The 23,168-nt window shown below is 41.6% G+C and carries 25 protein-coding genes; 14 read left to right on the top strand and 11 right to left on the bottom strand.

The genetic code is table 11. From position 1 onward, the window contains the following. Positions 1 to 78: 78 nt before the first annotated feature. Positions 79 to 1,809 carry a nitrate/nitrite two-component system sensor histidine kinase NarQ gene (gene narQ / locus L3V25_RS01040; protein WP_237293663.1) on the bottom strand — a complete coding sequence of 577 codons (1,731 nt, stop codon included), beginning with the start codon at positions 1,807 to 1,809 and terminating at the stop codon, positions 79 to 81. Positions 1,810 to 2,085: 276 nt separating this feature from the next. On the opposite strand from narQ, the gene napF reads away from it, so the two are divergent. The 6 genes from napF (at position 2,086) to L3V25_RS01070 (ending at position 6,796) form a co-directional block, all read left to right on the top strand. Further along, positions 2,086 to 2,571, top strand: coding sequence for a ferredoxin-type protein NapF (napF, locus tag L3V25_RS01045; RefSeq protein ID WP_027696685.1), 486 nt, complete (start codon positions 2,086 to 2,088; stop codon positions 2,569 to 2,571). 29 nt (positions 2,572 to 2,600) lie between these two features. Next, the gene (locus tag L3V25_RS01050; protein WP_027696684.1) at positions 2,601 to 2,876 is read left to right on the top strand and encodes a chaperone NapD; all 276 of its coding nucleotides are present in this window, start codon (positions 2,601 to 2,603) and stop codon (positions 2,874 to 2,876) included. Positions 2,877 to 2,937: 61 nt separating this feature from the next. After that, complete coding sequence (gene napA, locus L3V25_RS01055; RefSeq protein ID WP_237293664.1) at positions 2,938 to 5,430, top strand: periplasmic nitrate reductase subunit alpha; 2,493 nt, start codon at positions 2,938 to 2,940, stop codon at positions 5,428 to 5,430. 80 nt (positions 5,431 to 5,510) lie between these two features. Next, on the top strand, positions 5,511 to 5,990 hold the full coding sequence (locus L3V25_RS01060; protein ID WP_237293665.1) for a nitrate reductase cytochrome c-type subunit: 480 nt from the start codon (positions 5,511 to 5,513) through the stop codon (positions 5,988 to 5,990). A gap of 67 nt (positions 5,991 to 6,057) precedes the next feature. Continuing rightward, the gene (locus L3V25_RS01065; RefSeq protein ID WP_237293666.1) at positions 6,058 to 6,633 is read left to right on the top strand and encodes a NapC/NirT family cytochrome c; all 576 of its coding nucleotides are present in this window, start codon (positions 6,058 to 6,060) and stop codon (positions 6,631 to 6,633) included. 25 nt (positions 6,634 to 6,658) lie between these two features. Beyond that, positions 6,659 to 6,796: a TIGR02808 family protein gene (locus L3V25_RS01070; RefSeq protein ID WP_089139649.1), complete on the top strand. Its 138-nt coding sequence runs from the start codon at positions 6,659 to 6,661 to the stop codon at positions 6,794 to 6,796. An 88-nt stretch (positions 6,797 to 6,884) separates the two neighbouring features. Here L3V25_RS01070 and L3V25_RS01075 read toward each other — a convergent pair whose 3' ends face one another. The 4 genes from L3V25_RS01075 to L3V25_RS01090 all read right to left on the bottom strand — a co-directional run bounded on the left by L3V25_RS01075 (position 6,885) and on the right by L3V25_RS01090 (position 9,960). Beyond that, positions 6,885 to 7,664 carry an amino acid ABC transporter ATP-binding protein gene (locus tag L3V25_RS01075; protein WP_237293667.1) on the bottom strand — a complete coding sequence of 260 codons (780 nt, stop codon included), beginning with the start codon at positions 7,662 to 7,664 and terminating at the stop codon, positions 6,885 to 6,887. Beyond that, a complete protein-coding gene (locus tag L3V25_RS01080) occupies positions 7,657 to 8,322 on the bottom strand; it encodes an ABC transporter permease subunit (protein WP_237293668.1) in 666 nt (221 codons plus the stop codon). Before L3V25_RS01080 ends, L3V25_RS01075 begins: the two co-directional genes overlap by 8 nt. 50 nt (positions 8,323 to 8,372) lie before the next feature. Beyond that, the gene (locus L3V25_RS01085) at positions 8,373 to 9,011 is read right to left on the bottom strand and encodes an amino acid ABC transporter permease (RefSeq protein ID WP_237293669.1); all 639 of its coding nucleotides are present in this window, start codon (positions 9,009 to 9,011) and stop codon (positions 8,373 to 8,375) included. Between the two features lie 115 nt (positions 9,012 to 9,126). Next, on the bottom strand, positions 9,127 to 9,960 hold the full coding sequence (locus tag L3V25_RS01090) for a transporter substrate-binding domain-containing protein (RefSeq protein ID WP_237294319.1): 834 nt from the start codon (positions 9,958 to 9,960) through the stop codon (positions 9,127 to 9,129). A gap of 262 nt (positions 9,961 to 10,222) precedes the next feature. On the opposite strand from L3V25_RS01090, the gene L3V25_RS01095 reads away from it, so the two are divergent. Continuing rightward, positions 10,223 to 11,746 (top strand): PLP-dependent aminotransferase family protein, encoded by a 1,524-nt coding sequence (locus tag L3V25_RS01095; RefSeq protein WP_237293670.1) that lies wholly within the window; start codon positions 10,223 to 10,225, stop codon positions 11,744 to 11,746. Positions 11,747 to 11,824: 78 nt separating this feature from the next. On the opposite strand, the gene L3V25_RS01100 is transcribed toward L3V25_RS01095, so the two are convergent. Further along, positions 11,825 to 13,147 (bottom strand): aspartate aminotransferase family protein, encoded by a 1,323-nt coding sequence (locus tag L3V25_RS01100; RefSeq protein ID WP_237294320.1) that lies wholly within the window; start codon positions 13,145 to 13,147, stop codon positions 11,825 to 11,827. A gap of 240 nt (positions 13,148 to 13,387) precedes the next feature. Between L3V25_RS01100 and L3V25_RS01105 the strand changes: the two genes are divergently transcribed. Beyond that, the gene (locus L3V25_RS01105; protein ID WP_237293671.1) at positions 13,388 to 14,098 is read left to right on the top strand and encodes a sulfite exporter TauE/SafE family protein; all 711 of its coding nucleotides are present in this window, start codon (positions 13,388 to 13,390) and stop codon (positions 14,096 to 14,098) included. A 45-nt stretch (positions 14,099 to 14,143) separates the two neighbouring features. Further along, positions 14,144 to 14,899, top strand: a complete 756-nt coding sequence (locus L3V25_RS01110) for an SDR family NAD(P)-dependent oxidoreductase (RefSeq protein ID WP_237293672.1) — start codon at positions 14,144 to 14,146, stop codon at positions 14,897 to 14,899. 125 nt (positions 14,900 to 15,024) lie between these two features. Here the strand turns inward: L3V25_RS01110 and L3V25_RS01115 are convergent, their stop codons facing one another. Continuing rightward, positions 15,025 to 15,558: a glutathione peroxidase gene (locus L3V25_RS01115; RefSeq protein ID WP_237293673.1), complete on the bottom strand. Its 534-nt coding sequence runs from the start codon at positions 15,556 to 15,558 to the stop codon at positions 15,025 to 15,027. 176 nt (positions 15,559 to 15,734) lie between these two features. Here L3V25_RS01115 and nirB point away from each other — a divergent pair, with 176 nt between their 5' ends. The 4 genes from nirB to cobA all read left to right on the top strand — a co-directional run bounded on the left by nirB (position 15,735) and on the right by cobA (position 20,549). Continuing rightward, positions 15,735 to 18,317, top strand: coding sequence for a nitrite reductase large subunit NirB (gene nirB, locus L3V25_RS01120; RefSeq protein ID WP_237293674.1), 2,583 nt, complete (start codon positions 15,735 to 15,737; stop codon positions 18,315 to 18,317). Further along, positions 18,317 to 18,679 carry a nitrite reductase small subunit NirD gene (gene nirD, locus L3V25_RS01125; protein WP_237293675.1) on the top strand — a complete coding sequence of 121 codons (363 nt, stop codon included), beginning with the start codon at positions 18,317 to 18,319 and terminating at the stop codon, positions 18,677 to 18,679. The genes nirB and nirD overlap by 1 nt, the downstream gene beginning before the upstream one ends. Positions 18,680 to 18,844: 165 nt before the next feature. After that, entirely contained in the window at positions 18,845 to 19,660 is an 816-nt protein-coding gene (nirC, locus tag L3V25_RS01130) for a nitrite transporter NirC (protein ID WP_237293676.1), read from the top strand. A gap of 133 nt (positions 19,661 to 19,793) precedes the next feature. Next, the gene (gene cobA / locus L3V25_RS01135) at positions 19,794 to 20,549 is read left to right on the top strand and encodes a uroporphyrinogen-III C-methyltransferase (protein WP_237293677.1); all 756 of its coding nucleotides are present in this window, start codon (positions 19,794 to 19,796) and stop codon (positions 20,547 to 20,549) included. Here cobA and L3V25_RS01140 read toward each other — a convergent pair. The 4 genes from L3V25_RS01140 to L3V25_RS01155 all read right to left on the bottom strand — a co-directional run bounded on the left by L3V25_RS01140 (position 20,544) and on the right by L3V25_RS01155 (position 22,452). Further along, a complete protein-coding gene (locus L3V25_RS01140) occupies positions 20,544 to 21,134 on the bottom strand; it encodes a hypothetical protein (protein WP_237293678.1) in 591 nt (196 codons plus the stop codon). The genes cobA and L3V25_RS01140 overlap by 6 nt on opposite strands. Before the next feature lie 141 nt (positions 21,135 to 21,275). Beyond that, positions 21,276 to 21,548: a GIY-YIG nuclease family protein gene (locus tag L3V25_RS01145; RefSeq protein WP_237293679.1), complete on the bottom strand. Its 273-nt coding sequence runs from the start codon at positions 21,546 to 21,548 to the stop codon at positions 21,276 to 21,278. Between the two features lie 3 nt (positions 21,549 to 21,551). Then, a complete protein-coding gene (locus L3V25_RS01150) occupies positions 21,552 to 22,208 on the bottom strand; it encodes a YceH family protein (protein WP_237293680.1) in 657 nt (218 codons plus the stop codon). A gap of 34 nt (positions 22,209 to 22,242) precedes the next feature. Then, entirely contained in the window at positions 22,243 to 22,452 is a 210-nt protein-coding gene (locus L3V25_RS01155; protein ID WP_237293681.1) for a hypothetical protein, read from the bottom strand. Between the two features lie 285 nt (positions 22,453 to 22,737). On the opposite strand from L3V25_RS01155, the gene L3V25_RS01160 reads away from it, so the two are divergent. Beyond that, positions 22,738 to 23,058, top strand: a complete 321-nt coding sequence (locus tag L3V25_RS01160; RefSeq protein WP_027696671.1) for a DUF496 family protein — start codon at positions 22,738 to 22,740, stop codon at positions 23,056 to 23,058. The last annotated feature ends 110 nt before the right edge of the window (positions 23,059 to 23,168 follow it).

Genomic DNA, 23,168 nt, shown 5'->3' on the forward strand with positions numbered 1-23,168 from the left:
CGTATTGTTATTATTTGAGGTTAATGCACCAGTGCTGCATTTATTATTACAAATTCTCACCGCCCCTAGCTGTAGACTTCACACACCTAGCGTCATTTTTAAACGCACTAGGCAGCCTTTGCCTAACATCGAGTCAATATGATGTTCAGCACCGAGTCTAGAGGCTCGCTCTTGCATAATACTTAAACCATAATGATTCGGTTTGGGCTGATTAACATCAAAGCCCTGTCCATCATCTTCAATTTTGACATGAATATCGCTGTTCTCTTGATAGCAATACACATTCACCTGACTTGCGTGAGAGTGTTTAATCGCATTCAGCACCGCTTCACGTATATATTGTAGAAGATGGACCTGCTGTTGAGCATCTAATTCCATCGAGAGCAGTTGATTGTCTACATTCAAAGAAGCTTTGGTTTGCGCTTGCAGTGGCTGCAATAATTGCTTTAATGCTTCGCCAAAATGCGCATCTTCAATTTTTAAGCGGAAGGTACTGAGTAATTCTCGAAGTTGTGTGTAGGCCTGAGCAAGTACTTCATCAACTTCTTTAATTATACCTGTTGCCACTTCACAACGTTTGGCACATAAATCTTGGTTTAAATTGCGCTTTAATAAGGTAATTTGAATTTTCAGATAAGACAGTGATTGTGCCAATGAATCATGTAACTCGCGCGCAATAGTGGCACGCTCTTGCATCAAGATAAGCTGCTCAGTCTGTTTTTGATTATGGCTAAAGTACAAGGCACGCGCCATGATTCGACCTAAGTTTTCCATTAATAAATGATCGAGCTGACCTGATGTTTGCTGCCACTCCAGTTGCCCTAATGACATCGCTTGTTCTTCTAATGGAAAGCTTCTCCATTCAATATTACCTTGCTGCTGACCCGCAAGCAGTTCAATGCCACCGCCTTCTTTTTCATCGATCAATAAACGGCATGCTTGAATACCTTCTACTTTTTCAAAAGCGTCCAACACTAATTGAAAATTTTGAATGGTTAATCGAGAGCTCGATAAGGCTTCCGAGCTATCATATAAAATCTTCAAAGCATCATTGGCTTGTTGTAGTTCATGGGTTTTTTTATCAACCGCAGCTTCTAAGCCTTGATAGAGTAATGCTAATTCTCTGGCCATTGATTGATAACAATGCCCTAATACATCGAGTTCAGTGTCGGAATTAATATCAAGCTGAATGGTAAAGTTTTTATCTTGAATGGATTGACTGGCGATCACCAAATCTTCTAGTGGTTTTACAATTTTATTGCGTACAAAACGCATGATCAGCATGGTGACAATGAAAATAAGTAGTAAACATCCTGCTCCTGCGAACGCAAAAGCTTTTAGTTTATTTTCAGAAAATCGCTGTAAGTTCAAAACAAAAATATCAAGCTGCTCAACGAGCGCTTCTACTTCTGTTAAATAATCGGCTTCTCTACCTGCATTTATATCAACCGAAAGACCGTGCCAGCGATTTTGAATTGAAAGATATTGATATTTAATTTCAGTTGGAACCAGCACGTTATCCAGCGATTTCATAACTGGTGAATTTAGCGATTGTTCTAGCATTTGGCTGTGCTGCTGCAACTTATCCGAATCGGTTTTTATGTCGTAGGCTAAGCGATAACTTTGCATCCGCAGTGAACCTGCCACATTAATAATTTCAGCATCTTTCAAGCTATAAGTAATGGTAAAAGTCGCCACAATGATAGCCACGATAACAAAAATTAAAATGGAAATAAGCCCTTTTGCGATCGTCGAAGCAATTGGCTTTTGTGGAGCAAAATAATGTTCAGAATGACGAGCCCGATTCACACTTTATCCTATGATTAACAATCAAATAAATGATGACTTTTGTAGAGAAGATCAACCGACCTTATATGTAGGAATTTTTTGATTTTACTTGAATACTTAAAAATGTGTGAAGTTTATACAGTGTCAAAATTGATCTAAAACAATTTACACCCCTAATTACCCCTTTGGGGGTATTTCAGCTTGACCTATAAAAACTACAATTTTATGTGGTGAAATAAACATTTAGCACTGTTTGTTTTATAAACAGGCTATTCGTGTTTTACAAAGGTAATTGGCATGTCTAATTCTCAAATTAACATCTCTAGACGACAACTATTTACTCGCCGAAAAGATGCCGATAAGCCCAACTTACCTTGGGTCAAAAATCACCTTTTTACCGATGTATGTACTCAGTGTGGCAAATGTAGCAATGCTTGTCCGGAAAAGATCATTAAATCTTCGGATGGCGGCTTTCCAAGAGTCGATTTCAATCAAGGTGAATGCACTTTTTGTTACCAGTGTGCTGAAGTTTGTCCTGAGCCATTATTTCACCCGAAAACCGAACCAGCATGGCAAGTGAAAGCGGATATTAGCGATGCTTGCCTAGCCAAAAGAAATGTGGACTGTCGCAGTTGTGGTGATAGTTGTGATCCTCAAGCCATTCGCTTCAAGTTAGCAGTAGGCTCGGTCGCTCAACCGCAGATAGACATAGATAGTTGTACCGGTTGTGGCGCATGTGTTTCGGTTTGTCCGACCAATGCGATTACAATCAAAAACTTATAGCAATACACTAAAATATTATAGAGAGCACAATGTCGCTTAACGAAGTTCATATCTCAAGTTTAGTCGTTCATGTTATGCCAGAGCATTTAGCTTCCACAAAAACGACTATTGAGTCTTTTGATGGAACCGAAATATACGGCGAAAGTGAAGAAGGGAAATTGGTCGTGGTGATTGAAACCGAAAATCAAGGTTATATCACCGACACCATTGATGCGATCAACCAACTTGATCACGTCTTAAGCACCGCATTAGTTTTTCATCAAATCGAAGACAATCTCGATGATGAAACAGAAATAACGGAATAATAACAATTAAGTACTTAATTATTTTAAGTAAAACACTGGATTAAAAACCCGAGGGTGATGTATGAAAATGACAAGACGTGCGTTTGTTAAAGCAAACGCAGCCGCTTCCGCCGCCGCCGTCGCAGGGATAACCCTCCCCGCTTCTGCTACTAACCTGATCGTAAGCTCAGACGAAACGGCCATCAAATGGGATAAAGCACCTTGCCGCTTTTGTGGTACTGGTTGTTCGGTTTTAGTTGGTACTCAAAATGGCCGCGTTGTGGCAACACAAGGTGACCCTGAAGCGCCAGTAAACAAAGGTCTGAACTGTATTAAAGGCTACTTCTTATCGAAAATCATGTACGGTAAAGACCGTTTGAATACGCCATTATTGCGTATGAAAGATGGTAAGTTCGATAAGAATGGTGAGTTTGCACCAGTTTCTTGGGATCAAGCTTTCGATGTGATGGCTGAGAAATTCAAAAAAGCCCTTAAAGAAAAAGGCCCAACCAGCGTCGGTATGTTTGGCTCTGGCCAGTGGACTGTCATGGAAGGTTACGCGGCTTCTAAATTAATGAAAGCGGGTTTCCGTTCAAACAACATCGATCCGAATGCTCGTCACTGTATGGCTTCTGCGGTAGTTGGTTTCATGCGTACTTTCGGTATTGATGAGCCAATGGGTTGTTACGATGACTTCGAACACGCGGATTCTTTCGTACTTTGGGGTTCAAACATGGCAGAAATGCACCCAGTACTTTGGACTCGTATTACTGACCGTCGTTTAAGTCACCCACATGTGAAAGTAAACGTTCTTTCAACTTACTATCACCGTTCTTTTGAATTAGCTGATCGCGGCATGGTTTTCCACCCTCAATCAGACCTTGCGATTGCTAACTTCATTGCTAACTACATCATCCAAAATGATGCGGTAAACTGGGATTTCGTAAATAAGCACACCCACTTTAAGCAAGCAGCAACCGATATCGGTTATGGCCTGCGTGATGACGATCCTCTACAGCTAAAAGCGAAAAACCCGAACTCAGGCGATATGTCTGATATCAGCTTTGAAGCCTATAAGAAATCAGTGGCACCATACACCGTAGAAAAAGCCTCTGAAATGTCAGGTGTACTACCTGAAGATCTGATTGAACTAGCTAAGCAATATGCGGATCCAAACCGTAAAGTGATGTCACTTTGGACTATGGGTATGAACCAACATACTCGTGGCGTTTGGATGCAAAGCCTAGTGTACAACCTGCACTTACTCACCGGTAAAATCTCAGAACCAGGCAACAGCCCGTTCTCACTAACCGGTCAGCCTTCTGCATGTGGTACTGCACGTGAAGTGGGTACGTTCGCGCACCGTCTACCAGCGGATATGGTTGTCGCAAACCCTAAACACCGTGAAATCGCAGAAAAAATCTGGAAACTACCAGAAGGTACTATTCCACCAAAACCAGGCTTCCACGCAGTACAGCAAGATCGCATGTTGAATGACGGCGTACTCAATGCTTACTGGGTAATGTGTAACAACAACATGCAAGCCGGTCCAAACATCAACACTGAACGTCTTCCTGGTTACCGTAACCCTGATAACTTCATTGTATGTTCAGACCCATACCCAACAGTCACCGCGCAAGCCTCTGACCTTATTCTTCCAACCGCAATGTGGATTGAAAAAGAAGGCGCTTACGGTAACGCAGAACGTCGTACTCAAGCTTGGTATCAACAAGTATCGCCAGTTGAAGGGGCAAAATCTGACCTTTGGCAAATCATGGAATTCTCAAAACGCTTCAAGATCGAAGAAGTGTGGCCAGAAGATTTGATGGCGAAAGCACCAGAGCTTCGCGGCAAGACCATGTACGACATTTTATTCCGCAACGGTAATGTTGATAAGTTCCCGCTAGAAGAAGCACAAGAGCTTAACGATGATGCGAAATCAGCTGGTTTCTACGTACAAAAAGGTCTATTTGAAGAATACGCTGAATTTGGTCGTGGCCACGGTCATGACTTAGCACCTTACGATGTTTACCACACGGTACGTGGTCTGCGTTGGCCGGTTGTCGATGGTAAAGAAACGTTATGGCGCTTTAACCCAGAATATGACCCATACGCCAAGCGTGAAGGTCGTGACTTCTACGGTAAGCCAGATGGTAAAGCTCTGATCATTTCAGCGCCTTACGAAGCGCCACCAGAAGTGCCAAATGAAGAGTTCGATTTATGGCTATGTACTGGCCGTGTTCTTGAGCACTGGCACACCGGCACCATGACACGTCGTGTACCTGAGCTATACAAAGCTGTACCTGATGCGCATTGTTTCATCCACCCTGATGATGCAGAAGCTCGTAATTTACGCCGCGGTGATGAAGTACTGATTACATCGCCACGTGGTGAAGTGCGTGCCCGTGTTGAAACTCGTGGTCGTAACCGTCCGCCACAAGGCTTGGTTTTCGTACCGTTCTTTGATGCTCGTATCCTAGTCAACAAATTGATTTTAGATGCGACCGACCCACTATCTAAACAGACTGACTTTAAGAAATGTCCTGTGAAGATCACGAAAGTTGGCAGTGTTTAAACCTGATTTAAGCACGAGCAATAAGAAATGAAGGTCACTCAGTAGAGACCTGAGTGACCAACAAAGAATCGGAGAAGATTATGAAAAAAATCATCATGGCATTGATCGCCGCAAGTGCATTGATCATGGGTGCCGTACAAGCTGAAGATGGTGACACTATTACCCCTGCTGCAACTAATCCAGGTGGTATCGGTGGCGTTGAATCATTACGTGGTAGTGCTGAACTTGAAGCGACACGTCCTGCCGACGACTTTAAGCGTTTTCCAAAAGACCACAAAGTCGATAGCAGCTATGTGTATCAGCCACCATTGATTCCACATACTATTCGTAACTACGAAGTATCGCTAAACGCGAACAAATGTCTTGCTTGTCATAGCTGGAAAAATGCGAAAGACATGGGCGCGACAAAAATCAGTGTAACGCACTACGTAAACCGTCAAGACGCTGTATTGTCTGACGTGTCACCTCGTCGTTACTTCTGTTTGCAATGTCACGTACCTCAAGCAGATGCAAAACCATTAGTTGAAAACAAATATGAGCCAGTAGACTCATTAAAATAAACGCTGCGCCTAGGTGACTTTAAATCAATGTGATGCAAAGCAAACCTAGGCCAAAAGAGAGACGATTATGAAAATCTTAAAAAACTTTTGGAAGCGTTTATCCACCCCAAGTAAAGCAGCCGCAGGCGTTATCCTGTTTATGGGCTTTATGGGTGGTCTACTCTTCTGGGGTGCATTTAACACCGGTATGGAAGCGACCAACACAGAAGAATTTTGTTCTGGTTGTCACGCGCCTATCGTGAAAGAGATTCGTGAAACTATTCACTACTCTAACCGCTCTGGTGTTCGTGCCATTTGTTCAGACTGTCACGTACCACACCAGTGGACAGACAAAATCGTACGTAAAGTACAAGCCTCTAAAGAGTTGGTGTACAACTTCATTGGTACTATTGATACCGAAGAGAAGTTTAAAGCTCGTCGTGGCCATCTAGCACATCGCGAATGGCAACGTATGAAAGACAACGACTCGAAAGAATGCCGTAACTGTCACCAGTTCAACTACATGGATTTCTCAGAGCAAGGCCCGCGTGCCATCAAACAGCACTCAACAGCACTTGCTGATGGCGATAAAACATGTGTAGATTGTCATAAAGGCATCGCACATAAATTGCCAGACATGAAAGACGTGGAAGGCTGGCAATAAAGCCACCAGATAAGGAGAAGGAATTATGAGTACTTTAGAATACGTTATCTGGCATATCTTAGGTTACGCAGCCATGCCTGCGATTATCCTAGGTGGATTTGTTGCTGTGGCGGCTATTTGTATCGCCATTTTATCTTTCACTAAAGATAAGCAAATCGACTAGCCTGTCGTTTACTAGCTCTTATACCCGAAGTAACTGGGTGTATATAAATCGCCTGAATAGTTAATTATTCAGGCGATTTTTTATGGCATCAAGCCAGATTTAAAAATTGCTTAACACGTAGTGAATCTGGATTACTGAAAAATTTCTCTGGTGGACATTTCTCTATCAAAATCCCTTTATCTAAAAACACTACCTGATTCGAAACCATACGGGCAAACTCCATTTCATGAGTCACCACCACCATGGTATAGCCTTCTTTTGATAACTGCTTCATTACCGTTAGGACTTCTTCAACCAATTCAGGGTCTAAAGCAGATGTAGGCTCATCAAATAAAATAACCTCTGGTTCCATCGCCAATGATCTAGCAATAGCGACTCGCTGTTTTTGACCACCCGATAACATATTCGGATAAGCATCTAATTTATGCGACATTCCAACTTTTTCTAATTGCTTCTTAGCTATTTCTTCCGCTTGTGATTTCGGCATTTTTTTCACATGAATCAAAGCTTCCATTACATTTTGTAAAACGCTTAAATGAGGCCATAAATTAAAGCTTTGGAATACCATTCCAATACGTTCACGTAACTTAGCTAATTCTTTATGCTTTAATGGTTTCTTTGTTACCGGATTTTGATCAATTCGATCATGGCGGAGATAAATGGCTCCTCGCTCTGGTTGCTCAAGCCAATTCATACAACGTAATAATGTGGACTTTCCTGAGCCAGATGACCCAAGAATACTCACCACATCTCCTTTTTTAATTGTTAAGTTAATATCTCTTAAGACTTCTATGCCATCAAACTGTTTAGATAGCTTATCAATTTTAATAATGTGTTCACATTCAACTGCTTGTGCTTGACTAGACATTACTTAATCCTCGTTTTTCAACATGTTGTATGCAATATTTGCTCGATTTTTCAATTGCAATACTAATAACCCAATACAAAGCGATTGCGACCAAAAAGGCTTTTAATGGAATGAAATACATCGATTGCACGCTGTTAGCTGCAGCCGTAATATCAATCACAGTAATGATGCTAAGGAAGGCCGTATCTTTTAAACAAATAATCAATTGGTTTGCGATAAGGGGAATCGATTTTAAAACAACGCTAGGGCCGATAATCCGCGTAAATATTTTATGTCGGTTAAATCCACAAGCTTCAGCAGATTCGATTAAACCGTTGTCCATGCCTTTACGTTGACCTCGAAAAATTTCGCAGAAATAGGCACCGTGATAAATACTTAGCGACACAAAGCCCACTGTCATGGCTTCCATTCTGATACCCAATTGCGGTAACCCGTAATACAGCAAATAAGCGAGAATCAAAAACGGTAGCGTTCGCATGATGTTCACGCCGAAACGCAATGTAGATTTAATTTTAGTATTCGAATTTTCCATCATATAAAGTAAGCCAACACCAATAAGAAGGCTCGCAACAGCTGACACCCCAAAGAGTGCGATAGTTGTACCAAATCCGGAGACAAAGGTATCTCGCTGCTGCCAAATTATTTCCCACTCAGACATACTTCAATCCCATCCATTTGTTATTGTCCGTTCGGCTAAAGCACACTAATTCATCGTAAATACTGCGTTTTCAATTCAGCGTACGATTGTAGTTTCACCAAGGCACCAATAATGACCATATAAATAACTGCAGCACATAAAATAGGAGACAGTGGTTCATAAGTAACCGCTGAAATTCGGTTTGTTACTCGTGTTAAATCAACCACTCCAATCACTGCAATTGCTGGACTACCTTTAATTAAAAAAGACATTTCATTAATTAATGCAGGTAAGCTCACCAACAACATCTGTGGGAACATAATGCGACAGAAATACGTAACACGTCTCATACCCAAGGCTTCTGCAGCTTCTAACTGTCCTTTTGAAAAATTAAGGAATGCATTTCGCCAAATCTCTGCATTAAAAGCAGCGGTATTCAATGTCAGAGCTAAGATTGCTGACAGGTTTTTATCCAACTGAAGACCAAAAGAAGGAAAAGTTAAAAATATAAAAAGAACTAGTGTCACTAAAGGAGTCGCTCTTGCCCAACTGACGTAAATACCAAGAAATTGGTCTATCCAAGGTAACTTCATCATTCGTACAATCGCAATAACCAATCCAATACTAATGCCAAGAACAATTGAGACAAAAGAAATCCAAACCGTTACCCATGCACCTTGCCCCAGCTGTATCCATGCATAAGAATCCATAACAATCACCCCTTGCTGATATAAATCACCTTTAAATACGCTTTCATCTTCTACTTAACACAAAGCCCAGAATAAAGAGCAGCAGCGTCTCTACTGCTCTTGGCTTGCTATTTTTTTAATTGGTAGACGTTAACTGGTGATATTGATCAACGGTAGTAATTGCATCAGATGGCAATGTATCGAACGATTCTCCAAACCATTTCTTCTGCAACTGAGCTAAGCGGCCTGTTTCTTGTAAATGCTGAAAGAACTCAGTTAGATAATTCAAAAGTTCCGGGTTGTTTTTCGGTACAGGCCAACTTACAAACCCTAAACCAGAGACTGGCAGACCTTTTTTAAACACCTTTGGCTTCGACGTAACAATTTGATTAACCGAGACAATACTATTAATTACATAATCAATTCGACCATTTGCGAGATCTGCATAAGCTTCTGGGTAAGATTGATATTGAATAACTTTTCCTAGTTCCTTACCTTGAGCCTCTAACATTGTTTTGAGTTCGGGTAAACGTTCTAGCAATGCACTACCTGCTTGCAAGCCAACCGTTTTACCATCCAAATCTGCGATCGTTTGAATGCTGTCATCTTTAGCTCGTGCTACAAAATAATGTTGTGCTGATGCAATAGGAGGAGTGAAATCAAATGTTTTTAATCGAGCATCGGTAATAATTGCACCCGTTAACGCTAAGTCATATTGTCCACCCGATACCGCTGCTAATAAACCTGTCCAAGGTAGTATTTCTTGCTTAATTTCAAACTTGGAATATTTTCTTAATTCATCCAATAGATCTTTATTAATGCCTTGAGGTGCGCCTCTCTCGATATAATTAAATGGCGAATAGTTATCTTCCGTTGCGACTTTCATTACACCTTGTTTTTCGATCTGAGGTAAATCTTGAGCTTGTGCAATACCAGTGATTGTAAACACTGATGAAGCCATGATGAGCATTAATTTTTTAAGTGAAAATGGTTTATACATAGTCTGATCCTTTTGACTGATAAGTACCGTATTCACTGTAGATTCACTCTCAACATTGTCGTAGAGCCAATTAAACATTCTCTTTGGGACAGCTTAATTTTTCTTCTTATTTTTTCTTGGTCTAACAATTGCATTACTTCTGATTCAAAGCTTGAAAGTTTCAGATTCACATCAGAATTAGGTGTTGTTTGAAGAGGCTAGGGAAACAAATTTAGTGTATTCAGGAGAGATCATGGCAACGAATCATAATTGCTTTATCGAGTTCGATGAAAAACGTAGCTTACAAGAACAAGTCCGTGAGTATTTAGTAAAAGCTATATTGGACGGTATTTTCCCTCCGGATCAAGCTCTCCCTTCTTGTCGTAATCTTTCTCAACAGCTTAAAGTATCTCGCAATACAGTTTCATTGGTCTATGAGAGCTTATTAGATAATGGCTATTTAATTAGTAAACCTCGCAGTGGTTACTACTTGGCTGAAAAATATCGACACTCCAATTACTTAACATCAGACGATCAAGCACAAAGTGCCTTATCACTTGGTTTTCTCTCAAATGAAACGTCAACCAGAAATGTTGCACCAAATTGGGATGCAAAACTCAAAATAAACACCAGTCAATATCAACGGGTTGTTAAGCCTACGCAATGGAGCTGCTATGAATATCCATTTATTTATGGGCAGCCCTCAATTAATGATTTTCCTTTAGTTCAATGGCGAGAAGCATCACGCAAAGTAATGTCGAACCCTCATGACCATAGGTGGTTATGCGATAAAGTCGATAAAGATGATGAGCAGCTCATTGAACAAATTCGCACTCGAGTTTTGCCCCAAAGAGGCATCCATGTAAACAGTGACGAGATATTAATAACTATGGGGTCGCAGAATGCTTTGTTCATGTTAGCGCAATTATTAATGGATAAAAGTAGTCGCGTTGGTGTTGAAAATCCTGGCTATAAAGAAGCCAACAATATTTTTAGTATGACAGACGCGACCTTGCACCCTCATCAAGTCGACAGTGATGGGCTTTTATTAAACCCTCTTTCTTCAATGTGTGATTTTTTCTATGTGACACCAAGCCATCAAGCACCAACTGGTGTCACGATGAGCGATCAGCGTAGACAACTTTTATTGCAACAAGCACAACAAAACGATGCAATTATTATTGAAGATGATTACGATTCTGAAAGTAACTTTGAAACACAGCCAAAACCAGCACTCAAAGCTCTCGATAAGAGTGGACGTGTTATCTACGTCAGTAGTTTTTCGAAGTTATTAGCTCCAGGATTACGGATAGGCTATATCGTGGCATCTGAAGAGTTAATTTATGAACTGCGTTCGTTACGACGGTTAATGTACCGTCACCCACCCACTCGCTCTCAAATGGAATTAAGCCATTTCATCACTCAAGGTTACTACGACAGCTATTTACGTAAATTTCGCGAACAAACACGTCAAAGATGGGAGTTGATTGATAACGCTGTCCACAAATATATTCCATTTTGTGAACGTTTAGCTAAAAAGGAATTAGCCAATGCCTTGTGGTTACAGACGCCTGACAACATGAACAGCCAACATTTATCATCACGAGCCGCCCAATTTGGCGTATTAATTGAAACGGGTTATTCGCATTTTATGCCAGATCCAAATAACAGTTTATCTATTCCACCCGATCACTACTTCCGCTTAGGTTTTCACGCCATTAAAAAAGAACTGATTGAGCCTGGTATTCAACAACTCGCGAAGGCAATGCAATTTTAAATTGAGTGCTCAAATATTTCTAGCATAATGCTAAAGATCCCACGCATTTTTATGTGTGGGATCTTTTTTCCAAGCTACCTATTTCAGCTCAGATAAACAACGATCTATAATCGCTACACCTCTTTCAATTTCATCAGGGCGAATAATGAGTGGTGGTACGACATGAACTCGATTATTTACAATGAAAGATAGTAAGCCTTTGGCGGCTAAATTAGCTTTTAATTGCGCCATTTTACTATCACTTAAAGGTTCACGAGTTGCTGAGTTTTCCACTAGCTCAAGTGCCCAAAACATACCCAAACCGCGAACTTCACCAATAATAGAATGGGAATGCTTTAAGGTCTTAAGAATTGGCCCAAGCACTTCATTACCGATTCGATCTGCGTGCCCGACAATGCCTTCTTCTTCCATAGCTTCCAAAGTCGCCACGATTGCAGACATTGCAAGTGGATGTCCAGAATAAGTTAACCCACCCATAAAGCAATGTTGTTTGAAATATTCCACAATATCTTCATTTACTAAGACACCACCAGCAGGAACATAACCAGAGTTAACTCCTTTCGCAAAAGTAACTAAATCAGGTACTACGTTGAAGTGTTCGAAAGCAAACCAACGTCCTGTACGCCCAAAACCAACCATCACTTCATCAAAGATAAGTTGAATTCCGTATTGTGTCGCTAATTCGCGTACACCTTTAAGGTAAGCTTTTGGTGGTAACAGAAAGCCTGCTGTTCCCGGGATCGTTTCAAGCAAAATTGCAGCAATACTTTGTGGGCCTTCGCACTCAATCACTCGCTTCAAATGTTGTAGTGCACGCTCACACTCTTGCTCTTCATTTTGAGAATTGAATTCCGTGCGGTATAGGTAAGGATTAAAAAAGTGAACATGTCCTCTGCTGTACTCATTAGGTACTCGACGGAAATCTCCAGTCGCGGCAATCGCAGTACCAGTACTTCCATGATAAGAACGATATGCCGAAAGAACTTTATCGCGCCCCGTATATTGACGAGCCATACGAATCGCATTTTCATTGGCATCCGCCCCTGCATTGGTAAAAAAGACTTTTTTAAATTTATCTGGGGCATGTGACAAGATAAGTTCCGCAGCCCTACCACGCATTAGATTTGCGGTAGCTGGTGCTACTGTGATCAAGCTATCCGCTTGCGCTTTAATAGCATCGATCACTTTAGGGTGCTGGTGACCAATATTGGTATTAACCAGTTGACTGCTAAAATCTAAATATTCTTTTCCTTCATAATCCCAAAGCACACAACCATGCCCGCCAGCAATGACCAGAGGCTTTACGGCTTCTTGTACCGACCAAGAATGAAAAACATATTTATCTAAATCTAATGCCGTTTGATTGGTTTCTATATTGACTACTTTTTTTGGGGAAGCCATATTCATTTTCACTCTCCTTTAATCAACCTAATCCATGTTCCAAATGCCCTGATATAGCGTTCGGTTGATGCCATCATGACGAAAGTTTAAAAGCAGGCGATAGAGTCAGTTTTAAAAAAGTAATGAGCCAGATCATCTGCCCCATGAGCACAATCAAACTGGCTCTATTTGTTGTATTTTCTCTTAGTTACAGTGAAGTGAGTTACCCAATATTCAGCAAACATAAAGGAAGTGATGAGTGTGATTATTTTATGGGCATCAATCTTCACTTTATTTGCAGGAATTGTTCGAGGATATTCAGGGTTTGGATTTTCGGTTATTGCTGTTCTTTGTTTAAATTTGGTGTATTCACCAATAGAATCAATTGCACTAGCGATAGGGTTAGATTTGATGAGCAGTCTGTGGCTTATACCTGGTATTCGCCAACAAATTAATACCCAACTATTGAAACCATTAATGTTGGGTATGTTGGCAGCGCTACCATTTTCTCTAGCACTGATTAATTACATTCCATCCCAACAATTAAAAATGCTCATAGCTAGCGTATGTTTCATTGCTGGATGCTTAATGATACTTAATTTAAAATTGACATGGCTAAATACAAAACATGCATTCAGTGCAGGTATGGTATCAGGGTTTACCATGACGACGGCCTCTGCAGGAGGGCCACCACTTATTATTTATTTAATGAACTTATCATTAAGTCAAAAGGAATTACGCGCGACTTCGATTGCGTTCTTCATCTCTAGTTCATTGATTTCTTTATTAGGGCTTATTTATCTCGACATGATTAGCAGTGATACGATTATCCATTCATTATTTCTGCTTCCTTCAGCTGTCATAGGAAATATAATAGGCAAAAAGCTCTACTTTGCTTTACCACAAATTCCACATCGCTGGTTTAATGCGCCATTACTTATGATGTTGGCCAGTATTATTTTTATAACTTGATAGAGCATCAACTTTATCTTACTCATTACAAACAAGGAACGATTTATGACAAATATCGCTTTTATCACGGGTGCAACTTCTGGATTTGGTCGAGCCGCTGCGCGTCGTTTTGCACAAGATGGTTGGTCGTTAGTTTTATCAGGCCGTCGCATGGAACGTTTAATTGAATTGAAAGAAGAGTTAAGCGGCGTTCCTGTACATATTATTCAACTCGATGTTCGTGATGACCAAGCGGTGAAAACTGCTGTGGCCGAACTGCCTGCCGAGTTTGCTCAAATCAAAGTATTAATTAACAATGCCGGCCTTGCGCTTGCGCCACAAAGTGCTGAAAAGGTCGATCTCAAAGATTGGCATACTATGATTGATACCAACATTACTGGTTTGGTCAATGTGACTCATGCCTTACTGCCTACCCTAATTGAAACAGGTGCAGGTTCGAGCGTGATTAATATTGGTTCAATTGCGGGTGAGTGGCCTTACCCTGGCAGCCATGTTTACGGTGCGAGCAAAGCTTTTGTAAAACAGTTTAGCTATAACTTACGTTGTGATTTATTAGGCACTGGCGTGCGTGTTACGGATATTGCCCCGGGTATGGCGGAAACCGAATTTACACTAGTTCGCACTAAAGGCGACCAAACCGCCTCTGATAACCTATACAAAACCACTACTCCGCTAAGCGCTGAAGATATTGCTGAGCAAATGTTCTATGTTGCGACATTGCCTGATCACATCAACATCAACCGATTAGAAGTCATGCCAACTCGTCAAGCTTGGTCGCCATTTGCGGTTGATCGTGATTAATAGCTATCTTACCTAATAGCTACCTTATTAAGAGTATTAGCAATCACAATCAATAATTAAGCAACGCATACAAAAAAGCTTCCAGTCAATTGGAAGCTTTTTTATTGGATTTATCCGCAGACTATCTAGAGCAACTTTTCAATATCTTCAGCAAGCTCTTCTGCCGAATAGGTTGGCGAATAACGCTCAACTACTTTCCCCTCTCCATCGACAAGAAATTTAGTGAAGTTCCATTTGAGTTCCCCATCATCAAATACTTGACCAATTGAGGTTAGCTTTTCAAGTAAGCCTTCTGAGGCATCATTGGATTTATCTTCATGGCGCTGCATTTTCAAATGCTTAAATAATGGATCGGCATCTGGGCCATTGACTTCAATTTTAGCGAAGTTGGTAAAGCTCACGCCATAATTCACCTGACAGAAATCCATAATACCTTGGTCATCTTCTGGCGATTGCTCCAAAAACTGATTACAAGGAAAGCCTAGCACTTCAAATCCTTTATCTTTATAAGCTTGATGTAGCTTTTCCAAACCTTCTAGTTGCGGCGTTAGGCCACACTTGGTCGCAATATTCACAATCAATAATGTCTTGCCGTGATACTTAGACAGGCTAACTAACTCACCCGACACCGCTCTTACTTTAAAGTCATGTACATTCATCTTAATCACTCCTTAATTATCTTGTTCGACAAACCATTTACACCCTACGTTTTTAACTACTCTTTAGTACTACCACTTTAGGGTAGTTTGAGATCAGAATTGATTTGAATCAGTATTCTTGGTCACAGTTTCGCCATGATAAGCCCAGTTAATTTATTTTTATGGGCGAAATATATATGAATAAGATCAAACTCGTCGTCATCGGTAACGGCATGGTAGGCCACCGTTTTATCGAAGATATCGTCGAAAAAGGTGACTTAAACCAATACGAAATCACGGCATTTTGTGAAGAACCCCGCGTCGCTTATGACCGAGTTCATCTCTCTTCATACTTCTCCCATCACACGGCTGATGAGCTATCTCTTGTTAAAGAAGGCTTTTATCAAAAACATGGCATCAATGTGTTAATTGGTGAACGTGCCATTAATATTAGTCGTGAAAACAAAACCGTGTACTCAAGCTCTGGTCGTGAAGTGCAATATGACAAACTGATCATGGCTACCGGTTCTTACCCATTCGTGCCGCCAATTAAAGGCAACGAAAGCAAAGACTGCTTTGTGTACCGTACTATCGAAGATTTAAAAGCGATTGAAGCGACTGCGAAGAAAAGCAAAAGCGGCGCGGTAATCGGCGGTGGTTTGCTTGGTCTTGAAGCGGCTGGCGCATTAAAAGCACTCGGTGTTGAAACTCATGTAATCGAATTTGCGCCAGTATTAATGGCGGAGCAGCTTGATCTACAAGGCGGCTTAAAGCTACGCAACAAAATCGAACGTATGGGCGTGCAAGTTCATACCAGCAAAAATACATTAGAGATCTTACCTCAAGGTGATAGCGCCCGTAACACCATGAAGTTTGCAGATGGTACCGATTTAGAAGTCGACTTTATCGTCTTCTCTGCAGGTATTCGCCCACAAGATCGCCTATCTCGCCAAGCAGAATTAGAAATTGGCCCACGCGGCGGTATCGCGATTAACGACAACTGCCAAACCTCTGATCCAGATATCTACGCAGTTGGTGAATGTGCTTCTTGGAATGGCATCTTCTTTGGCTTAGTCGCTCCAGGCTACAAAATGGCGCAAGTGGCCGTTGACCACCTACTAGGCAATACAGAAAGCCAATTCACTGGCGCTGACATGAGTGCCAAGCTGAAATTACTGGGCGTAAAAGTAGGTAGTATTGGTGATGCAAACGGCCGTACACCAAACTGTAAGAGCTTTGTTTACCAAAACGATGAAGAAGACGTGTATAAACGCTTGATCGTGTCTGCAGACAACAAGAAGCTTCTCGGCGCAGTATTAGTTGGCGATACCTCTGATTACGGCAACCTACTACAGCTGCACTTAAATGATATGGATCTACCTGAGCATCCAGACACCTTAATTCTGCCTGCTCATGCTGGTGCAGAAAAACCATCAATGGGTGCCGATGCACTACCGGATTCAGCGGTAATCTGTTCTTGTTTTGATGTGACGAAAGGCAAAATTGCTGCCGCGGTTGCCGAAGGCCACACCACACTCGGTGATATCAAAATGGTCACCAAAGCCGGTACTGGTTGTGGTGGTTGTGTACCAATGATCACCCAAGTACTAAACGCAGAATTAGCCAAAGCCGGTATTGAAGTTAAAAATCATATCTGTGAGCATTTCGAATATTCTCGTCAAGAGCTATTCCACCTATGCCGCATTGAAGGTATTCGTTCATTCGATCAACTACTTGAAAAACACGGCCACGGTTATGGCTGTGAAGTATGTAAACCAACTGTAGGCTCTATCTTAGCGTCTTGCTGGGGCGACCACGTATTAAAACCACAACACGTTGGCCTGCAAGATACCAATGACAACTTCCTTGGCAACATGCAGAAAGATGGCACTTACTCTGTTATCCCTCGTATGGCTGGCGGTGAAGTGACACCTCAAGCTCTAGCGGCACTGGCCAATGTTGCAGCGGAATACAATCTTTACACCAAGATCACTGGCGCACAGCGTATTGGTTTATTTGGCGCGCAAAAAGATGATCTTCCAGCTATCTGGAAAAAACTCATCGAAGCAGGTTATGAAACGGGTCAAGCCTATGCCAAAGCACTACGTATGGCGAAAACTTGTGTCGGTAGCACTTGGTGTCGTTTCGGCGTACAAGACAGTGTTGGCTTAGGTTCTTACCTAGAAAACCGTTACAAAGGCATCCGTACTCCTCACAAAATGAAGTTCGGTGTATCTGGCTGTACTCGTGAGTGTGCAGAAGCTCAAGGTAAAGATTTAGGCATCATTGCCACCGATGCAGGCTGGAACATGTATGTGTGTGGTAACGGTGGTATGAATCCTCGTCACGGTGACCTACTGGCTTCTGATTTAGATAAAGAAACCCTAATCCAATACATCGACCGTTTCATGATGTTCTACATCCGTACCGCGGATAAATTACAACGTACGTCAGTATGGCTAGAAAACCTAGAAGGCGGCGTAGACTACCTACGTAAAGTGATTGTCGATGATACTTTAGGCATCAATGAGCAGCTTGAGAAAGACGTTCAAACACTCGTCGACAGCTACACCTGTGAGTGGACTGACACGATTAATGATGAAAGCCAGTTAACCCGTTTTGCTCACTTCATCAACAGCGATGCGCGCGATGAAAACGTGGTATTTGTTCCTGAACGTGAACAACACCGCCCTGCGACATTTACTGAGAAGCACCCGCACTTACGTGGTGACATCCTACACACCGACCTAAACGATAAAAAAGTAACGGAGGAAGCGTAATGACTAGTCAACAAAATACGAATCAAAAAAGTCATAAACCTAGCTGGGTAAAAGTCTGTGCGCTCAGCGACATTACGCCAAAAACTGGGGTTTGCGCTCTAGTTAACGGTAAGCAAGTTGCGATCTTCCGTCCTCGTTTTGATGAGCAACTCTTCGCCATAAACAACATGGACCCGTTTGCTCAATCGAACGTGTTATCTCGCGGTTTAATCTGCGAACACGATGGTGAGCTTTGGGTAGCTAGCCCTCTGAAAAAACAACGCTTTAATCTAGAAACAGGTCGTTGCCTTGAAGATGAAACCATGAGCGTACAAGCCTATGAGATTCGTGTGAAAGGTAATGAGATTGAGGTGAAGGCGTAAACGATTTTCGAAATCTCGTAACTCGTTTCTCGGACTACCCTTTCGAGAAACGAGATTCGATAAACGAGCACCGTTAATAAGTTTCCATACCCATAGCGATTCTTTTTCAATCCCGAATCGCTATCAGTATTCAAACTTTAATTTTAACTTTTGTAGGAAATCACTATGTACGCAGACACCATTAAAAAGTGCTCGAACAACGCAGCTCGTATCGTTAAGCTTGCTGATAATAACCCACTGGGTTTTTGGATTAGCTCAGCTATGGCGGGCGCTTATGTCGGCATCGGCATTATTTTAATTTTCACTTTCGGCAACCTTGTTGATCCTTCTATTCGTCCGCTAGTCATGGGCGCAACTTTTGGTATCGCATTAACATTGGTGATCATTGCGGGCTCTGAACTGTTCACCGGTCATACTATGTTTTTGGCATTTGGCGCATTAACCGGCCAAATCTCTTGGAAAGATAACGCGCGCATCTTGCCACAAACTTGGCTAGGTAACTTAATCGGCTCAGTATTGGTTGCTTACCTATTCTTCCTTGCTGGCGGCGGCAGTCTTCTACCGGATGCAAAAAGCTTCTTACACGCAGCGGCCCTAGGTAAGACAGCGGCGCCTGCAAGCGTATTATTCTTTAAAGGCATTCTATGTAACTGGTTAGTGTGTCTAGCAATTTGGATGTGTCAACGTGTTGAAGGTACAGGCAAATTCATCGCAATTTGGTGGTGTTTATTGGCTTTCATCGGCGCAGGTTTCGAGCACTCAATTGCGAACATGACTATCTTTGCACTTTCTTATTTTGGCAACCATTCAGATGCGTTCACTCTAGGTGGCATCTGGCATAACCTATTATGGGTATCATTAGGTAATATGGTTTCTGGTGCTATCTTTATGGGCATTGGCTACTGGATTTCAACACCAAAAGCTGAGCGTCCAGTTTTTGATAAAGAAGAAGTTGAGAACGTACAGGAAGTAAAAGCGTAGACGTTCCTCGGCTACTCGTGGCTCGTTACTCGGCACTGGTTTTGATGAAATCTTGTTCGAGCAACGAGTCACGAGAATCGCTACACTAAACTCAATCATTATCTCCTACTTTATTTGGTTTTCGGAGTTCGCTATGCAGGCCACCTCTTCTCACGCTCGTCCATTCGTTTCCCTTGTTGGCGCGGGCCCTGGCGATCCTGATTTACTGACAATGAAGGCTTACCGCTTGATTCAATCGGCAGATGTAGTGGTTTATGACCGCTTGGTTTCTGAAGAAATCATGGCATTAGTGAACCCCAATGCTGAGCTATTGTTTGTGGGTAAGAAGCTGAATCATCATTGTGTTCCGCAAGATCAAATCAACCAAATCTTGGTCGACAAAGCGCTGGAAAACAAGCATGTGGTGCGTTTGAAAGGCGGTGACCCATTTATCTTTGGTCGTGGCGGTGAAGAGCTCGAAACTCTCGTCGAAAATGGTGTTGAGTTTGAAGTCGTGCCGGGGATTACTGCTGCATCGGGTTGTAGTGCTTATGCCGGAATTCCACTCACTCATCGCGATCATGCGCAAAGTGTGCAGTTCATTACTGGGCATTTGAAGAAAGAAGGTCAAGATATTCAATGGCCGAGTTTGGCGCAGAATAATCATACTCTCGTCTTTTATATGGGACTCAAACAAGCACCGGTGATTCGCCAAAACTTAATCGAAAATGGGTTATCAGTTGAAACGCCATGTGCCATTGTGGAACGAGGCACTACCCCTCAACAACGTGTGTTAACTGGCACATTGAAAGAGTTAGAGTCGCTAGCGACTCAAGCCATCAGCCCCTCACTCATCATTGTTGGTAGCGTGGTTTCACTGCACCAGCAACTAGATTGGTTTGAATCATAATGCTGAATGAGAATAATAATTAAGCTTTAGAAAAGATTCGGACGGGCTGACCTGATGCATATCATTGGATGGTGTCTTGTAAATTAAACTGACAACCTGATGAGACTGCTTGCTATCTCCAAGTAAGAATTGAAAGTAGCGATCTAAGTTACGATATGTCGAACTATGTTCTGTATCAGGCACTATTTCATTTTTTTCAAAATAGGGTCTGTGTACTCCAACATAGGCTTCCTGATAAACGTAACGCGGTTCACCAGACATTAAAGCGATAAAGCAGGCAGAATAGCAATAGGTTTCAACAGCCGTTTTAAGTTGTGATTGCTTAATAATTTTACCAATCTTAATCGCTTCATTGACTGAGCCACCGAGAGATTGCAGTAAGATATATTGAACATTCTTATGAGTGGCAATAAAGGTTTCAAATCGCTTTGATTCTCCCGATTTAATCGGGCCATTTAAGCTAATAATATCTCGACCTTGGGCATGAAAAGCTTTGTAGGTTGCTGCAGATGAAAAGTTAAGCGATACAATTAATATTAATAAAGCGCAGCCAATAGCGGTATGACGGGGAGAAAAACGAAACACAATTTACTCGAAAAAATAAAACAACCTCCCTATTATCGACATCAATCTTGCTCTCCTAAGCAGATACGATGGATGAGTGTACAAGGAAGCCGCTGAACAATTATTGACCTACGTCAGGCATGCAAGAATAATCCTAAATTTCTATTGAGCAATCAGCTTTTCTTTGGTCGCTTTACTCAGTTTTTTAATGCGAATTTCTTCTTTAAGCGCCGCGCTTTTATCCGCCACTTGTTGTGACCAGACGAGTGATAACGGCCCTTTACCTCTTAAATATTTAGCGCCTTTGCCCGTTTGATGCTGCTCAAACCGACGTTCAAGATCATTGGTAATACCACAATAAAGCGTCTTGGTTCGAGTACGAATTAAATACACGAACCAAGATTTTTCGGTTGGCTGGGAAGTCGTAGTTGGCATGGGTTAATCAGAAATCAAGGCTTTCAGTTCTTCAACTTGTGCTTTCAATTCAGCGACTTGTTGCTCTAACGTGCTGATACGTTCTTCATATTGATTTTGACTAGAAGAAACCGCTGTTGGTGCAGCGGTAGCATAGGATTCAACATCCACTTCACCACAGAATAAATGCTGATAGCGTGATTCACGTTTACCCGGTTCACGTGGCAATTTCACCACTAAAGCCCCTTCTTCGCGCGATGCCATTTGCTCCAATAACGCTTCCACTTGTTTCACATCGCTAAATTCACATAGACGATTGGTGCGAGTACGGATTTCACCGGGGGTTTGCGCGCCACGCAGTAGCATGCAACATACGATGCCACGCTCTTGGTCAGTTAACTTCAATGAACCAAATTCGGTATTACAAAAACGATGACGAAATTTAGACACGCGACTATTGAAACCACTTTCATCCGTCATTAAACGGCGATCAATTAACGCTTGCGCGGCATCCATCACTTCAGCTTCGCTCAACGCCATCACAGGATCGCGGTTACTTTTTTGGTTACAAGCAGTGGTAAGGCTATTTAGGGTTAGTGGGTAGTAATCGGGAGTCGTCACTTCTTTTTCAATTAAACAACCAATGATTCTGGCTTCAATTGGGGTGAGTTCTATATTCATATTGTTTATTCCTTGGGCCTGTTACCCATAAAAATCAGTGATCCCAGCGATAAGGGCGATAGATCTGGCGACCATTATCCGCCACAACGACAATTTGGCTTCGATTCAAATCTAAATCGATTCGTTGCATCATCTTACGCGACTTTAAGTAGGCTTTCTGAAAACGCTGTTGCGCAGTATCTTGTCCGGAAGATTCCGTCACTGCTGGCGCTTTATTGTCTGCTGTTGAATTATTCTCTGTCATTCTTAATCAGATTATCTATATTTAGATCAACATACTGTTATTAAGATATTGGTTTTGTATGTGAATAAATCAAGGCTACACTTCACCCAACTAAGATTTAACCTGCCAAAACATCACAATTGATGAATTTTTCAGCTAGCAAGTGTCAATAAATTCAATTCATCACAATGTAAGACTATGCTTTTAGGCTTATCCCTATATATTTTGATCTTAACTCTGTTTTGTCTGTTAGGTATATGGTTTAATTTGGAAAGTTAATTAATCATCATGAATTAGGAAGAAACTATGGCTAACGTATTTGAAATCGTAAACCAAGCTCGTCGCAAGAATAAACTTAAACGTGAAATTCTTGATAATGAAAAGAAAATTCGTGACAACCGTAAACGTGTTGATTTGCTAGATAATCTACTTGATTACATTCACGCAGGAATGACTCACGAAGAAATCGTTGAAATCATCAAAAACATGAAAGCTGATTATGAAGATCGTGTTGATGATCACATCATCAAAGGTGCTGAAATCTCTAAACAACGTCGTGAAATCAGCCGTAAAATCCGCGAACTGACTGAAGCAGACAAACTACAGCACACAAACGCAAAAAAATAAGTGATTCTTTAATATACAAAAGGCCTCTGCTATGAGGCCTTTGTTTCGTCACTAGAGATTTAATTTTACCGCGCTTTATGTGAAATCACTTAAATCTACAAGGAAATAAT

It is taken from the genome of Vibrio sp. CK2-1 (genome assembly GCF_021726515.1).
In the GTDB taxonomy this organism is placed as follows: domain Bacteria; phylum Pseudomonadota; class Gammaproteobacteria; order Enterobacterales; family Vibrionaceae; genus Vibrio.